Annotated in this window: 13 protein-coding genes; 11 read left to right on the plus strand and 2 right to left on the minus strand. The window is 47.5% G+C overall.

The window, feature by feature from the left end; all coding sequences use genetic code 11:
- The 3 genes from AC1DUA_RS11140 to AC1DUA_RS11150 all read left to right on the plus strand — a co-directional run.
- Positions 1-812: ABC transporter permease (locus AC1DUA_RS11140; RefSeq protein ID WP_477499806.1), on the plus strand; the 812-nt coding region annotated here is incomplete at its 5' end.
- 22 nt (positions 813-834) lie between these two features.
- Positions 835-3,024, plus strand: coding sequence for a hypothetical protein (locus tag AC1DUA_RS11145; protein WP_477499807.1), 2,190 nt, complete (start codon positions 835-837; stop codon positions 3,022-3,024).
- Between the two features lie 463 nt (positions 3,025-3,487).
- Positions 3,488-4,066, plus strand: a complete 579-nt coding sequence (locus tag AC1DUA_RS11150) for a nitroreductase family protein (RefSeq protein WP_477499808.1) — start codon at positions 3,488-3,490, stop codon at positions 4,064-4,066.
- A gap of 163 nt (positions 4,067-4,229) precedes the next feature.
- Here AC1DUA_RS11150 and AC1DUA_RS11155 read toward each other — a convergent pair whose 3' ends face one another.
- On the minus strand, positions 4,230-4,799 hold the full coding sequence (locus tag AC1DUA_RS11155; protein ID WP_477499809.1) for a beta-class carbonic anhydrase: 570 nt from the start codon (positions 4,797-4,799) through the stop codon (positions 4,230-4,232).
- A 52-nt stretch (positions 4,800-4,851) separates the two neighbouring features.
- Positions 4,852-5,175, minus strand: a complete 324-nt coding sequence (locus AC1DUA_RS11160) for an iron-sulfur cluster biosynthesis family protein (protein WP_477499810.1) — start codon at positions 5,173-5,175, stop codon at positions 4,852-4,854.
- 154 nt (positions 5,176-5,329) lie between these two features.
- Here AC1DUA_RS11160 and AC1DUA_RS11165 point away from each other — a divergent pair, with 154 nt between their 5' ends.
- The 8 genes from AC1DUA_RS11165 to AC1DUA_RS11200 form a co-directional block, all read left to right on the plus strand.
- Positions 5,330-6,850 carry a carboxypeptidase M32 gene (locus AC1DUA_RS11165; RefSeq protein WP_477499811.1) on the plus strand — a complete coding sequence of 507 codons (1,521 nt, stop codon included), beginning with the start codon at positions 5,330-5,332 and terminating at the stop codon, positions 6,848-6,850.
- Between the two features lie 147 nt (positions 6,851-6,997).
- Positions 6,998-8,434: an ABC transporter substrate-binding protein gene (locus AC1DUA_RS11170; protein ID WP_477499812.1), complete on the plus strand. Its 1,437-nt coding sequence runs from the start codon at positions 6,998-7,000 to the stop codon at positions 8,432-8,434.
- Complete coding sequence (locus AC1DUA_RS11175; protein ID WP_477499813.1) at positions 8,431-9,273, plus strand: ABC transporter permease; 843 nt, start codon at positions 8,431-8,433, stop codon at positions 9,271-9,273. The genes AC1DUA_RS11170 and AC1DUA_RS11175 overlap by 4 nt, the downstream gene beginning before the upstream one ends.
- 67 nt (positions 9,274-9,340) lie before the next feature.
- The gene (locus AC1DUA_RS11180) at positions 9,341-10,300 is read left to right on the plus strand and encodes an aromatic acid exporter family protein (protein ID WP_477499814.1); all 960 of its coding nucleotides are present in this window, start codon (positions 9,341-9,343) and stop codon (positions 10,298-10,300) included.
- A gap of 113 nt (positions 10,301-10,413) precedes the next feature.
- On the plus strand, positions 10,414-10,980 hold the full coding sequence (cotE, locus tag AC1DUA_RS11185; RefSeq protein ID WP_477499815.1) for an outer spore coat protein CotE: 567 nt from the start codon (positions 10,414-10,416) through the stop codon (positions 10,978-10,980).
- A gap of 108 nt (positions 10,981-11,088) precedes the next feature.
- A complete protein-coding gene (locus tag AC1DUA_RS11190; RefSeq protein ID WP_477499816.1) occupies positions 11,089-12,558 on the plus strand; it encodes a putative amidoligase domain-containing protein in 1,470 nt (489 codons plus the stop codon).
- Between the two features lie 204 nt (positions 12,559-12,762).
- The gene (mutS, locus tag AC1DUA_RS11195) at positions 12,763-15,390 is read left to right on the plus strand and encodes a DNA mismatch repair protein MutS (RefSeq protein ID WP_477499817.1); all 2,628 of its coding nucleotides are present in this window, start codon (positions 12,763-12,765) and stop codon (positions 15,388-15,390) included.
- A gap of 49 nt (positions 15,391-15,439) precedes the next feature.
- Positions 15,440-16,730 (plus strand): S41 family peptidase (locus AC1DUA_RS11200; protein WP_477499818.1); only part of this gene is annotated, 1,291 nt, incomplete at its 3' end.

Raw genomic sequence — 16,730 nt, forward strand, 5'->3', positions numbered from 1 at the left:
TTATTAAAGCGAAAGTCGACAAGGGGCGTAATCTATCGCCGACGGATCTAGAGTTTCGTTCTAATGTAGCGATTCTGGGTAGCGAAGTGGCGAAGACATTTTTTGGCACTTTGGACCCCGTGGGAGAGGAAATCAACATTGACGGCGCTGTGTTTAGTGTCATCGGGACTCTCCAGGCGAAAGGCTCTAACATTGGAGGCGCCTCGGTAGACAGTTCTATCATTGTGCCTCTGGAATCGGCGAGACGCGTATTTAAGCTGGGGCAAATTCGTACGACCTACGTTGAAGCACCAACCAAAGAAGATATCTACACAGCTCAAGAAACGATGAAGCAATATTTGACTTATAAATTCAAAAGCGATAGTGGCTTCGTGCTAACGAATCAGGATGAACTGCTCAAGGCACGGACTGAAGCAACGAACACACTTACGAATCAATTAGTAGCTGTTGCCCTTATTTCCTTGCTCGTTGGCGGTATCGGAATTATGAACATTATGTTGGTAACCGTAAGCGAGCGGACACGAGAAATCGGGATTCGTAAATCCATTGGTGCCAAAAGGCGCAATATTTTGCTCCAATTTCTTGTCGAAGCCGTCGTTATCAGCGGACTTGGCGGCTTAATTGGGCTTGGGCTAGGAGTAGGCTTATCCTACGCACTGCCGTATTTCAGCCCAAAACAAACGACTAGCCTTTCTTTCGATATTAGCTTGTATGCCTTTTTATTTTCCGTATTGGTTGGAGTTATCTTCGGTTTATATCCGGCTAATAAAGCTTCCAAACTGCGTCCGATTGACGCCTTACGATCAGATTGATGAACTTAGAGGAGGACTACCTGTGAAGCAACATCTGAAAATGAAACGCTTGCTCAGCCGTTCAGCACTTATGCTAACTGCCGCAAGCTTCCTGACACTACCTCTGGCCACATCGGCTTTCGCTGGGAAGGAAGGCGTGTTCCTAAGCGATTCCGTTTACTTTACATTAGACAAGGTTTCCTTGTCGTCAGGAGCGGACGACGGGTCACTTCGTTTCTCCCTTGGGCTGAATAACAACAGCACCACGCCTGTGGATTTTAACAATTATGGAGTCAAAGTCATGGATACGAATGGGGTATCCTATACCGCCAAACTGAGTGAGAAAGTAAACGCTCGCGTGCAGGCAGGGGAAATCGGTACTTTCAAATTTAGTTCCCAAATACCAGCGAATCTGACACCAGGTCAGCTCAAAGTGGATATTTTCGAATGGAACTACAATACGATGCATGATGTTGGGGCCTTATCCGTAGAATCCGCTATGGATGAAGCGGKGCAATCCGTKCTGCAGCAAGCTGTCGTCAACCTTCAGGAGGTTGACACGACCTTCGCGGATGATGCGCTAGTGACAGCCCAGCTTGGCAACAGCTACAAAGTGTACAAAGACGGAGCATGGTTGGTTTATACAGATTTAACGTTGGAAAATTTAAGCAACACAACGATTAAGCTGCCGGATGCGCTTGAGCTTAATTTGCAAGATGCCAAAGGATTGACTTATGTCGCTCAGTTTATCTCGGGATCAGGTCAGACTTTGCTGCCGCAGCAGCCTGTTAAAACAACGATCCAAACGGCGGTTCCGGCATCCCTGGAGGCAAACGGGTTATCACTGCTTTTCTCRCCAAAAGGCAAAGTGAAAACGACTGTGCTCGGATCTTTAAATGTAGCGAAATCATTCGTGGTGGGTAAAATCGGCGACGACACCCAATACCCGGACGCAGATTTAGACGGTCTTCATATTACTACATCGTGGGCCGCGGCTAGCAAACAATCAGATGGGCTGCATCTGCAAGCGAATGTGACGCTGACGAACAAAAGTGATGGCATCGTAACCATTCCAAACTTGTCTGCTGCGTTTCAAGCGCTACACAGCAGTGTAGCAGTTACATCTACAGATAATGCTGTTCGCACGTCCTACTTATCACCAAATGAATCAACTACCTTCCGATTCTCCGGTATTTTGCCTGCTGGTCTGAATACCGATGCCTTGCAGCTGGTTGTTTCGGAGAAACCTGGTACCGTGAATAGTAACACGCAATCCAACACTGGAACGGGTACAGATACAGGTACTGGTTCAGGTTCTACTGATACAGGAAATACAGGGAACACGAACACAGGCAATACTGGTAATGCAGGAAATACTGGCAATAGCAAAACGGCATCGCTGCCTGTTTCAATCACGACACTGGCTGGAGCTGGACAAGGCGGAGAGGTATCTTCTTATACCGCAGCGGAAGATTACACGATCGGCACGCCGTTTAAGCTTACTTCAAATAATCTCATTGACTCGAATATTGATGTATCGCTTGTTGAACTTGGCATGAGTGAGAATTCGGACTTCGGCTTCAAAACCGTCGTCGCCAAATATAAACTGACGAATAAAGGGACGACATCGCTCAATCTACCGGATTTCCAAACCGATCTGACCAACGATGAAGATTACACGTATTCGGGTGCTCGTCAGTCGACCGTTGCGAAGTCCATTGCGCCTAATACCAGTTATGTGTTGAACTACTCCTACATGGTGCCTGGTACTGAAACAGCAGATAAGCTGGCGCTTAACTTATACGATGCAAATCGCTTAGCCATTGGCTCGTACAAAACAGCTGTTCAACCAGTTCCAACAACGGGTGATGTATCTTTGTATCCGTTTAGTATTGCTATCAACGACTACACAGTAAGCGCTACGTATAGCAAAGATCAGTCTTACGCATACCGTCTACGCTTGGATTTGAACGTGAAACGTCAAGAGCAGGTCATTACGGACGCTAACTTCTCATCCCTTGTCTTCGAGGTTGTCGATTCCGAAGACCGTCTGCTTAGCACGAAGACCATGAGCTTCATCGGTCAGGACAAAATTATGTCCGGCATACAGTTTATTGATTTCGGTTCAATTAAATCCGAACAACTCAACACGAATGTTAAAATTAACCTTTACGAGGTTGTTACTACACCGAATGGTGACGCCAAACGTTTGATAAAAACGTTGATTATGTAAGGTTCAAGAAAATGCTCATCCCATGGGGGTGGGCATTTTTTATTTGCTGGGGTAAACCATCAACCTCATTGGATGAAATCCAATAAAGAGATGAATTTGGCAGCTGTTTAGCTCATCTCATTGGACAAAATCCAATGGGAGGAACGAATTTAGTCCATTTTGAAAGGTTTTATTAGAGTTCATTGGATTTCGTCCAATGTAGAGCAAAGTTTGGTTAAAAAAAGGGTACTCTCGTTGGATTTCATCCAATAGGAGCTTCGTAACAGGAATGCCCTTCGTTGAATCGTTAGCTTGAATAGCAATCAAATGGAAGAGAATGGCATGAAAAAGATTGACAGTTATATATCCATTTGCGACAATGAGAATGATTATCATGATCGCTCACTCGGATTAAGCAGTCGCATAGAACTTATTATTTGCATGTTTGAAGTAATAGTCTACCAAAAATGGAGGCACAAGCACGATGAATACGATGCAGAATGAAAAATTAAGCACAATCAGCGAACTAATTAAAGACAGACGTTCCGTCCGCGCATTTAAAAACGATCCGATCGACACTGATCTCATAACCGAACTACTTAATGTGGCCGTATGGGCGCCAACACATGGTCTAAGAGAGCCTTGGCGGTTCATTCTTTACAAAGGTGAGGCGCGTAAACCACTTGCAGAAGCCATGATTCGTACCTACACCGCGGAGGAGAAAGAAAGGCTTGCTGCGCAGAAGCTGGACTACTTCATGCAAATTCCGGCCCATCTCGTTGTCGTCATGAACGAAGATCCGAGGCAGAAGCAGTGGGAAGAAGATTTCGCATGTGTGTGCTGCTTGATTCAGAACTTCCAGTTAGCTGCTTGGGAAGCGGGGGTTGGTGTTGTTTGGAAAACGAATCCATTTATTCATAGTCCGAATTTCCGTGAGGCGGTAGGCGTTAAGCCAGGGGAGAAAATTGTAGGTTTGCTGCACATCGGTTACCCGGAGCAAGTACCAGCTGTGCGGCCGCGGACAGATGCTAGAGAGAAACTGATTATTAAAGAATCGATATAGACGAATAAGATGTCAGGAGAAACTCCATTTATTGATGCTATAGCAGCATTTCTCCGCAAATTGTGGTGGTATTTCCCTTTATCTGAAGCTGTGGTCCCATAAGCTCAAAAAAAGGCTCTCCCTCAGTCATTTGATGACTTTTTGGGAGAGCCGCTTTTATGTGCTATTCAACTGTTTGATAACCGTCTTTGATTAAATCTAGTCTTCCTGTTTGTGGGTCAATAATCAGACCGTGTACAGGCAAGTTTTTGGGAAGCAGGGGATGATTGCGAATCATATTTACGCTTTTCTCGATCCCTTCTCGGGCATGGTCAAAGCCTGTTAACCAGCCTGACAAATCGATGCCGGAATGGCCGAGTGTTGCGATGACATCGTCGGAAATACCGCGTTTTTTGGCATTTGCGATGACACTGTCTGAATTCAGCCCCGTCATCCCGCAGTCATAATGGCCAATAACGAATACTTCATCTGCATCGAGCTCATAGACAGCTACAATGATACTGCGCATAATACTGCCGAATGGGTGGGAAACAATGGCTCCGGCATTTTTGATGATTTTGGCATCACCGTTGTGCAAATTCATCGCCTTAGGCAATAGTTCGACTAAACGAGTATCCATACATGTTAGAACAACCATTTTTTTGTCCGGAAACTTCGTTGTCAAAAATTCTTTGTACTCCTCTTTTGCGACAAATTCTTCATTGTAATTCAAAATTTCGCTAATCAAAGACATGGTTTCTCCTCCAGGTAAGTTAATGAGCTGCTTATCTATGGTTCACGCAGCTTTATCTTTTGTCGACTAAGCTCATACTCGCATTGTAAATCTGATTATTACTCTTCAGTATATAGGATTTACTTCCTTCGGAAAAGTCGATTTTCATATTATTTTCATAAAATATTTCATCCTTGCTGTTATAGATCAGCTTGAGGGCATTCGTTTCAGCCGTTAAATCATTTTGGCTTTCTTCAGAAACTAGCCAGAGCGTAGGCACGCCGTTAACGGAACAGCCACATCCTTCTGTATCAAAAACGAGCTTCAACAGGGCCTCACCTTGGTCCATATATGGGGTTAATCGTTCGATCGCTGAATCGGTAAACATAATTTTCATGGATGTCATCTCCTCACAATGTTGTTTGACAATGAATCTACCTAGCAAATAAGAATAAGGCTTGTCATTATTTTACCACAAGTTTAATAAATTTGATTCTGTGGAAAGGACGAAGTATGATGAAAATAGAAACTTATGGGAGGAGATTTGAAGCATGAGTGTGCAAATAGCCACAGCTAAGCTGGAATCATTCAAAGCCTATGTTCGTAAAATGAAGCAGTACGAGGAGGCCATCGCCTTAATATATTGGGATATGCGAACTGGCGCCCCGAAAAAAGGGATTGGAACTCGCTCTGAAGTTGTCGGGGAGCTCTCCACCGAAGTCTTCCGCATGTCCACATCCGATGAAATGGGCGAATATCTGGCGTTTTTCACGCAGCCTGCTGAGCTTGAACAGCTGGATGCCATTTCCAGAAAGATGGTCGAAGAGTGTAAAAAAGAATATGATCGCTCCAAAAAGATACCTGCCGAGAAGTATCAAGCCTATGTCGTGCTGACCTCTCAAGCCGAATCCGCATGGGAAGATGCCAAGCATAATTCCGATTGGCCTTCGTTCCAGCCGTACTTGGAGAAAATTGTTGCGACAACCCAGGAATTCATTGAATTATGGGGGTATGAAGGCCACAAATATAATACGCTCCTGGATATGTACGAACCTGGCATGACGGTCGAGAAGTTAGATGAGGTATTCGGGGCTTTGCGCGCGAAAGCAGTTCCACTGCTGCAACGTATCCAAGCGTCGCCGAATCAGCCGGATCGCTCTTTCCTGGATCAACAATTTGAGATTAGCAAGCAGAAACAATTTTCACTATCGATTTTGAAGCAAATGCAGTACGACTTCGAAGCGGGTCGGTTGGACGAGACGGTGCACCCATTCGCGACGGCGCTGAATCCAGGGGATGTGCGGATTACGACACGTTATCTGATTAATGATATTACATCCGCGTTATTCGGAACGATTCATGAAGGCGGACATGCGCTGTATGAGCAAAACATCTCCGACGAGTTGGTGGGCACTAACCTGTGCACGGGAACGTCCATGGGCATTCACGAGTCACAGTCCCGTTTCTGGGAAAATGTGATCGGCCGCAGCAAAGCTTTCTGGGACAGATACTATGGTGAACTGCAAACGACGTTCTCTCCGCAGATTGACCAAGTTGATGTGGATACGTTCTATAAGGCGATTAATCACATTGAACCGTCGCTTATCCGCATCGAAGCTGATGAACTGACGTACAACTTACATATTATGATTCGTTATGAGCTGGAAAAAGGGCTGTTTAACGGAACGATCGCTGTGGCGGATCTGCCTGCGGCCTGGAATGCCAAATATGAAGAATATTTGGGTGTAACGCCAGCGAATGATGGCGAGGGTGTCCTGCAAGACGTGCATTGGTCAGGCGGGGCGTTCGGTTACTTCCCATCCTACGCGCTTGGCAACATGTACGCTGCGCAATTTACACAAACGTTACGTCAGGAGCTGCCTGCTTTCGATAGTTTGATAGCGGAAGGCAATCTGGCGCCAATTAAGGAATGGCTGACAGAGAAAGTGTATAAGCATGGAAAACTGCTGACACCGAATGAAATTATTCGCGAAGTAACGGGAGAAGAGTTGAATCCAGAGTACCTAGTTCAGTATTTGGAAGAAAAGTATAAGTCCGTATACGGCATATAATAGCATGAGAGCAGCATCCTTCGGCAGTAGCAACTGTCTAAGGGTGCTGTTTTTTTTGCGCTGCAAACGGTTTAGTGCAAAGTTGCCGTTAACCCTCTTCTGGGCACCTGCATAGGATAGATTACTACTTTATCGGAGGGACGTCTTATGAAGATTCGGAAAAAATGGGGAGTTGCTTTATCCGTGGTCTTGCTGCTCAGCAGCATCGTTTCGGCCTGCGGAATCAAAGGCACGGAAACAACCAAGGTTCGCATTGGTGAGGTTACGAGATCATTATTTTATGCACCACAGTATGTGGCGCTGTCACAGGGCTTTTTCAAGGATGAAGGCCTTGATGTCGAACTTACAACAACACCTGGCGGTGACAAAACCATGACGGCTTTGCTCTCTAATGCCATCGATGTGGCGCTGGTTGGCTCGGAAACGTCCATTTATGTGTCGCAGCAAGGTTCAGATGATCCCGTTATTAATTTTGCACAATTAACGCAAACGGACGGGACTTTCCTGGTGGCTCGCAAGAAAGTGGATCAATTTGACTGGAATTCACTCAAAGGGTCCGTTTTTCTCGGCCAAAGAAAAGGCGGAATGCCGCAAATGGCAGGGGAGTTCACGCTCAAGAAGCACAATATTGACCCGCAGAAGGATCTTCAGCTGATTCAAAACATCGATTTTGCCAACATCGCATCGGCCTACTCATCGGGAACAGGGGAATACGTACAATTGTTTGAACCGCAAGCATCGATCGTCGAAAAAGAAGGAAAAGGGTATGTGCTTGCTTCCTTTGGCGTCGAGAGCGGTCACCTGCCATACACCGTATTTATGACCAAACAAAGCTTCATGAAGCAAAACCCGGAAACCGTTCAAAAGTTTACGAATGCGATTCAACACGCACAGCTATGGGTTGCAGCGAAAAGTGTAGATGAAATCACGAATGCGGTTCTGCCTTATTTTAAAGATATCGATGTAGAGATCATTGCCGGCCTTATTCGGCCAACGGTAGGCACCGTGACTGTCGCTGGGAACCCTGTTAACGGTCCATCGACAAGAGTCGGTTATATGCTGCAGCAGGATTACCTGTTCCCATGGCGGACGATTGAGGACAATGCCTGCATGGGATTAGAGATTGCAGGGATATTGACCAAGGAGAAGAAGCAAGGCGTGCTTCACTTGCTGGAGGAGATGGGGCTGCACAGCTTCAAGGATTATTATCCTTCACAGCTTTCCGGAGGGATGCGCCAGCGTGTCGCTTTGGTTCGCACACTAGCTACTGAGCCTGAGCTGCTGCTGCTTGATGAACCATTTTCTGCACTGGATTACCAAACTAAGCTTCAACTGGAAGATTTGGTGGTGGAAACGCTGCAGGCAAAGAAGAAAACAGCGCTCCTCGTAACGCATGACATCTCAGAGGCTATTGCGATGAGCGACCGTATTATTGTCCTGGATCCCAACCCGGGGCGCATACGGCAAGAATTCCATATTCCGGAAGAAATTCGCACATCAGTACCTTTCGAAGCAAGGGAATTGCCTGGATTCCATGCACTCTTTCGTTTGATTTGGCAGGAGTTTGGAGGGCATGACGCATGAGAGAGAATCAACGCCAATCGGCTAAACATATAGCAAGAGAAGATTCACTTACCAAACAGGTTCATGAGCAGTTTGCTCAAGCAAAGAAGAAGGAAACGAAGCAAGTAAGGCTTGTTCAACTCGTCATTCTACTTGTGTTTTTTGCACTGTGGGAAGTGGCGGCCCGGTTAAAATGGATTGATGTGCTCCTTTTCAGCTACCCAACGAAAGTATTTAAGCTGCTCTGGGATAAACTGCTGGACGGGAGCCTGCTTCCTCATGTAGGCGTTACGGTTGTCGAGACAATCATAGGATTTGTACTCGGAACATTATTCGGTACTCTACTCGCTGTCATCATCTGGTGGTCTCCGTTTCTTTCCAGGGTGCTTGACCCTTATATCGTCGTTCTAAACAGTATGCCTAAGGTCGCGCTTGGGCCGCTATTTATTGTAGGATTGGGCCCAGGACTGCTTTCAATTATTGCCACGACCCTTTCGATTACGGTCATTATTACTACACTTGTCGTTTATGGGAGCTTCAAAGAAGTTGATCAGAATTACGTGAAAGTCGTGTCCTTATTCGGGGGGACGAAGAGAAAAGTATTCCAAAAAGTGATTCTACCGGCATCGTTTCCAGCTATAGTCTCGACACTGAAAGTGAATGTAGGTTTAGCATGGATCGGTGTTATTGTGGGGGAGTTTCTAGTCTCCCAAATGGGTCTCGGGTATTTAATCATATACGGTTTTCAAGTGTTTAATTTTACGTTGGTTATCTCGACGTTGTTCGTGATAGCGATTGTTGCGACGTTCATGTACCAGATCGTATCCAAATTAGAAAAAAGATTGACAAAACATCGGTAATACTTGCCACTTTGTAATCAAAGTGAAATAATAGCCCATAGTACAACCAACTAAGAGGTGAAACGCTATGGGCTTTCGTGTATTCAAAACAGCCATTGCGGTCGGTATAGCGATGTATCTTGCTCATTTATTTGGGATCAAAACGCCTGCTGCCGCAGGGCTACTAGCTATTCTCGGAATAGAAGTAACCAAGAAAAAAGGCATACAAAGTGCTTTTCACCGCATAGCTTCATCTATGCTCGCACTTCTGATGGGGACTTTGTTATTCAGGTTCCTCGGCTTTCATGTTTGGGTCGTCGTTCTGTTCATTCTGTTGGTGTTCCCTGTGCTGCATCGCATGAGGATTTCGGAAGGAGCTGTAACCGGAGCTGTTGTTTTGCTTCATCTTTATGCGTATGAGGATGATGGCTGGGCGGCCGTAGGGAATGAAATGCTTTTACTCCTTGTCGGTTTAGGAGTTGCGACACTCATCAATATTGCTTATATGCCGAAGACGGATAAAGCGATGGCAGCGCAGAAAAGAAGAGTAGAGGACTTATTTTCGATTATTTTTCTCAATATGGCCAAGCATCTGCGGGATAATTCCATCGTTTGGGATGGGAAGGAGCTTTTGGAGGTCAGTGAACAAATTGATTTAGGTGCTGCGCTGGCCAAACGCTCGTTAGATAATACGCTTATTTTCGGAGGTGAACCCTATTGGCGGGTTTATTTCTATATGAGGGGCGAACAGCTGGAGTCGGTTAATCGGATGCTCGTTCTGGTCGCCCAGGTGTATCAAGCTTTACCCCAGGGAGAACTACTCGCAAAGATCCTTGAAGATATTAGCCAATCTGTGAAGGAAGACTATTATACAGGCGAAGCGGAGAAAGAATTGCAAGAGCTGGATGCCCGATATAAATTGATGGGTCTGCCGGAAAGCCGCGAAGAATTCGAGGTCCGATCCGCGATTTTACTGCTAAACAGAGAGCTGAAGATGTATTTATCGATTGCCAAAAAGCAAAAAAAAAACCGCGCGGTGGCGGGTTGACTCTAACAGATATCAGTAATTTATACAGTAAAAATATTATAAAATAGTTGTCACTCTAGACTACTGTCCTGCATACACTTGTAATGAATGATTGTATGGAGGAGGTTGAAAGGATGTCATTAGATAAAGATTTGCAAAGCAGAGAGATCATTACAAAAGCTGTCTGCGGTAAAGGTCGCAAATTTTCACATGTAAGTCATACCGTGACTCCGCCCTTTTCTCCGACCAGTATATTGGGCGCTTGGATTATTAATAACCAATTCGAGGCGATCCAATCTGGAGAGGGCGTAGAGGTAGTTGGTACTTATGATATCAACATCTGGTATTCTTACGATCGCAACACGAAAACAGACGTAGCAAAAGAAACCGTTTCGTATGTAGAAGTCGTTGGACTAAGCTTTCTGGACAAAAAACATAAGCCAACGACAGCTGAAGTATCCGCTGTCGCAACGCAAGAGCCAAACTGTGTGGAAGCCAGTATCGCAACAAGCGGCGACAGCGTAGTGATTCGGGTTGAGCGCGAGTTCCAAGTCGAGCTCATTGCCGAAACGAAAGTGTTTGTCATTGTGAGCCCGTATGGTCCGGGAGATTTCGACGACAAACATGTGGACTTCGATGATAGTGGCGATGGAGATTTCGAGGATCTCGATGCCGAACTTCTTGAGGATGAATTAGATTAATGAACCCTATACGCCAGTGTATGCTGGCGTTGCAGGTTCGGCAGAGGGCATTTGCCCTCTTTTTTGTTTTATAGCCATATTTGGGCATAACGAGAAGGGGCAATTCGGATGGAATCATTTTTACTGCACGCACAGGAGAAAGAAGCGCTTGAATTGGCTGATCTTATTCAAATTCCGAGCGGGACGAAACTTCCGAATGATTGGCGGGGACGGATTATCATTCACTGGGGAGCCGCTCATGATGAATGGCCACAGAAACAGGCGCTGCAGCCAATTAAAGCGATTCTGAGAGCCAAGGCCAGCATAAAGCGCGACGAGCAGCTGGCTATGCATGGGTTGAAGACGATAGCCTCTCTGAAGAAACGTGGTTTGATGAAGGATGCCCCGCTGACTTTCACCCACAAATACAAGGTGGCCGTCTTTCATTTGCAAACGCTTATCGTCTATGAGAAAAAAGAAACGCTGCTGTTGTCTGAGAAAACGTTGTTTAACCAAAGGCAAGCAAATGCAAGTTCCGCTTACATAGAGGTCATACCGGATCGAGCCAGCTTTCATGTGCGCCGGGCAAGCCGTGAGGCCGTAAAAGCCATATATGCGCTAGGATTAGATTATGGCTTGGTTACCATCGGTGTTCTGACGTCTGGTCATACCGTCGTTTTGGATGTAGATCCTGTACCGAAGCTAAATGGCAAGCTGACGATGTTATTCGCTCAGGCCATTGATCGGTATGAGGCTGCACTCTCGAAGGAAGTGCAGCGCAAGGAGCGGGTCATGCTCGGGACCGATCCCGAGTTCCTGCTCCTGAACCCGCAAGGCCAAGTCGTCTTCGCCGACCGCTTCCTGACGCGGAAGGGCGAAGTCGGCTGTGATGCCATCGTGCTCAGCGGGCATCGCCTGATCCTGCCGCTGGCGGAGCTGCGCCCGCAGCCCAGCGCCGACCCGCGCGAACTGGCGAGGAACCTGCTATCTGCGATGCAGCTCGCCGCGCGGGTCATTCCTGACGAGAGCCTGGCGTGGCTCTCGGGCGGCATGCCGGTGGGGGGGTTCCCCCTCGGCGGACATATCCACTTCAGCCGCTGCTGGCTGAATGGCCATCTTCTGCGCGCGCTCGATAACTACCTCGCGCTGCCTTTGATCTTGATCGAGGGCGACACGACGGGGCAGCGTCGCCCCAGATACGGCTTTCTCGGCGACTTCCGCAAAAAGTCGCACGGAGGCTTCGAGTATCGCACGCTGCCGAGCTGGATGCTTTCGCCCTTGATCACGCGCGGCGTGTTCGCGCTTGCCGCGCTCATAGCGGATAACTACTGGCTGCTTACGAGGCAGCCGCTGCAGGAACTAGATGTTCAAGCCGCCTATTATAGCGGCGATAAACAGCGACTTTATGGTGTGGTTGCCAGGCTGTGGCAGGATCTTGAGCTGTTGAAGGGCTATGAGGTGCATGCTGCCGTTCTTGACCGCTTCCGCACGCGAATTCTTTCCATGAAACCTTGGGATGAGAAAGAAGACATTCGCAAAGCTTGGAAAATTGCTCCGTACAACCGTAAAGAAGCAATTGAAGAAGGAATCATGTTATAATAGATTATCTATACGAAGATGGAAGTTTGGCTAACGCTAGAGGCTCGTAGATCCGTATGCGGTCTGTCCAACTGGCAGGCTGTACCGGGCGTGTGGGGCCTTTAGCGGTTGCTGCTTTTTAATATTTTGTGTGTCTATGAAAAGGGAAAAAGGTAGTTTCATAGTGATTGTTAATGAATAAAGAGATTGGTTGGAGGAACGCAGGTGGCTCAATATACGCCGATGATTCAGCAATACTTGGCCGTGAAGGCGCAAGTCCCGGACGCATTTTTGTTTTTTCGTCTGGGGGATTTTTATGAGATGTTTTTTGAAGATGCTATCAATGCTTCCCGTGAGCTGGAAATAACTTTAACCGGAAGAGAGGGCGGCGCAGAGGAGAAAATTCCGATGTGCGGCGTGCCCCATCACGCGGCTGAGAATTATATGTCTCGTTTAATCGAGAAAGGCTACAAAGTTGCCATCTGCGAGCAGGTCGAAGATCCTGCCGAGGCCAAAGGCGTTGTCCGTCGCGAGATTGTGAGAATTGTGACGCCGGGCACAGTCATGGACAGCAAGTTATTAGGTGAATCCAGCAATAACTACATTGTTTCATTAGTGAACCGTGATGAAGGCTATGCCTTTACGGCATGCGATATTTCTACAGGCGAGTTGTATACGACGAAGCTGGCTCCTTCCTGGGAGCTCGTTGTAGATGAACTTAATGTGTACAATCCTTCCGAGATTGTTACGGATGCGGCCTTGTTAACAACAATTCGCGAGTCTGGTATCACATGGGGACGGAGCACCGTATTAACCGAATGGACGCAGTCGGATGAGAAGCTGCTCGATGAGCATTTTGCTGAAGATACCGCGCTTTCAGGTTTATCGGTACTTAATCGTATTGGCGTGTCCTTACTGCTGGCTTATTTGAAAGAAACGCAGAAACGCGCACTTACTCACGTGAAACACATAAGGGTCTATGAACCTGATCAATTCATGACGATGGATCCTTTTACAAGAAGAAACCTTGAACTCGTAGAAACGGTCCGTGAACGCGCGAAAAAAGGCTCTTTGCTTTGGCTGCTAGACAAAACGGTAACAGCAATGGGTGCACGGATGCTGCGCCGCTGGATCGAGAAGCCCTTAATGAGCGTCTCACGCATTGAAGAACGTCTGGAAGCTGTTAATTTGCTTTACAATCAGCTCATCGTACGTGATGACGTGAAGCAAGCATTGAAGGAAGTCTACGATCTAGAGCGTCTCGTAGCGCGCATCTCGTATGGCAATGCGAATGCCCGAGACATGATCGCTTTGAAGCATTCCCTTCAGCAGGTGCCCTTGCTGCAGGAGGTTTGCGCACAATCCGGTTCTGCAACACTGCGTAAGCTTGTTGAGAATATGGATGCTTGTGACGACGTTAGGTCGTGGATTGCTAACGCGATTGTAGACGAGCCTCCGGTATCCATTCGGGATGGCGGAATGATTCGTGAAGGCTATCAGCCTTATCTGGATCAACTGCGGGAGGCGAGTACCAATGGGAAGCAGTGGATTGCGGAACTGGAGCGCCAGGAGCGCGAGGCGACGGGCATTAAGTCGCTCAAGATCGGTTACAACAAAGTGTTCGGATACTTTATCGAAGTGACCAAAGCGAACATGTCGGCGCTTCAAGAAGGCCGCTATGAACGCAAACAAACGCTGGCGAATGCGGAACGTTATGTCACGCCAGAGTTGAAAGAGAAGGAAGCGCTCATTCTGGAAGCGCAGGATAAAATGATTGATCTGGAGCATGAGCTGTTCACGGAGCTTCGCGACCGGATTTCCCAGCATATCTCCAGATTGCAGAAGCTGGCGGAAGTCATCGCGACCGCCGACGTGTACCAATCGCTGGCCGCAGTCAGCGCGGCGCAGCATTTCCGCAAGCCAGAGATCGGCGAAGGCTTCGATCTCCAGATTGAAGAAGGCCGCCACCCGGTAGTGGAGGCGGTTATCCAAGACGGCTCGTTCATCGCGAACGATACGCGCCTTGAAGGAGAGCAGGGCCGCATTCTGCTCATTACCGGTCCGAACATGGCCGGTAAGAGTACATATATGCGGCAAGTCGCCGTGATCTGCCTGATGGCGCAGATTGGCTGTTTCGTTCCTGCCAGATCCGCGCGCATTCCGGTCACGGACCGGATCTTCACGAGGATCGGCGCAGCGGATGACTTGATCGGCGGGCAGAGCACGTTCATGGTCGAGATGATGGACATCCAAGTGATGACGGAGAAAGCGACAAACAAAAGTCTCGTCATCATTGATGAACTTGGACGCGGCACTTCAACTGGCGAAGGCATGGCGATTGCGCAAGCCGTTATTGAGTTCTTGCACGATCGTATCGGCTGCAAGACGCTTGTATCGACCCACTTCCATGAGCTTGCGCATCTGGAAGAAAGTCTCCGCCATCTGGGCAATCATTGCATGGCGGTCAAGGAAAGCGGCAGGCAGGTAACCTTCCTGCGCAAGCTCATTCCTGGGGCAGCGAGTACGAGTTACGGCATCTATTGTGCCGAAATCGCCGGGCTGCCAGATACGATCATTCAGCGCTCCTATGAGCTGCTGAACGGGTTTGAAGAGCGGGCGGCGGGTTCTGCCCAGGTCGCCGCAGTAGCGGTAGCGGTCGCTGTTCCTGCGGCCGCCCCGATCCAGCAGTTGTCCCTCTTCGAGGAGGACAGCACGGCGGCTGTGTCCGGCAAGAAGAAGCCGGACGCCAAGTCTCAGCTGGTGCTTGACCAGCTGAAAGGGATTGATTTAATCAATATGACGCCTCTGCAGGCGCTGAATTTGGTCTACGAATGGAAACAAAAGCTGCAATAAAGCGGATGTCATCATCTATTTATTTTATATAACCCAAGGAGAGACGCATATGAAGAATCAGCCTAGATTGAAAAAAATGAAGGTAACTTTAGCCCTCGTCTCTGCTCTAATGGCCGTATTGCCTGCAAGCGCCGCATTGGCGCAAGAAGATTTGCAAACCATGCAAGTCAGAGAAATCATCGGGAAACTGCATGTGAGCGGCGTGACGGAAGAAGCTTTAGCTGGACAAAGTATCAAACAAATGATCGAGGGATTGAAAGATCCTTATACGGTTTTCTTTAGCCAAGAAGAGTATGGTCAGTTCTCCAGCTCTTTGGAAAATAATTATGTTGGTATGGGCGCTCGGATCGGAATTGATGAAAAGGGTGTATATTTATCGGAAATTTTTGCAGGCTCACCTGCCGAAATCGCCGGTTTACAGCGGGATGACTATGTCCGAGCGGTGGATGGCGTTCCTGCTTCGACAACGTCCATTGATGAAGTCCGTAACAAAATCATTGGTGTGGAAAACTCCAAAGTAAAAGTAACCGTTGCGCGCGGAGATAAGGAATTGACCGTTGAGCTTACGCGCAAAGGGGTTAACGTGCCTGAAGTGTATAGCAAAAGCTTTACAAATGGGGTAGGTTATATCCAAATTACGGATTTCTCCAGCGATGCAGATGAGGATTTTGATAAGCAGCTTGCTGCACTTCAAGCAAAAGGTTTGAAGACGTTGATTCTGGATGTACGTAATAATCCTGGGGGCCTTGTAGACACGGCGCAGAACATTGCCAAACATTTTGTGAAGAACGGCGTGCTCATTCATACGAGAGACCGCGATGGCGTGGATGATCCTGTATTAATCGAAGGCGGGAGCGAGCTATCGATTCCTGTGTATATTTTAGCCAATGAGAACAGCGCCAGTGCATCTGAAGTGCTTTCCGGTGCTTTGCAGGATTATAACGTTGCGAAAGTAATCGGTATGCAGACTTATGGCAAAGGCAGCGTACAACAGTTGTACCAGCTAGATAACAATAGCGCGCTGAAAGTGACGATTGAAGAGTATCTAACACCGAACAAACGTAAAGTCAATAAAGTCGGCATTACACCTGACATGAAGGTGGATGGACCCGCCGCGCAGTTCATTACGGCTTTGCACACGGCGGGCATTCCTGATGTTCAAGTTGATATTTCCAATCATTTGGTAACGTTCAATGGGGTTGAAATAAGCAGTGGTTTTGGGAATTTCCACGAAAATGGCAAATTGTTTGCGACTTCCCGCGGCTTAGCAGCTTTAGTTGGAGCGACCATTACATGGAATGATGCGAACCACACGGTCGATATTTCCGACAGCAAAGGGA

It is taken from the genome of Paenibacillus sp. 01T422, from assembly GCF_056398785.1.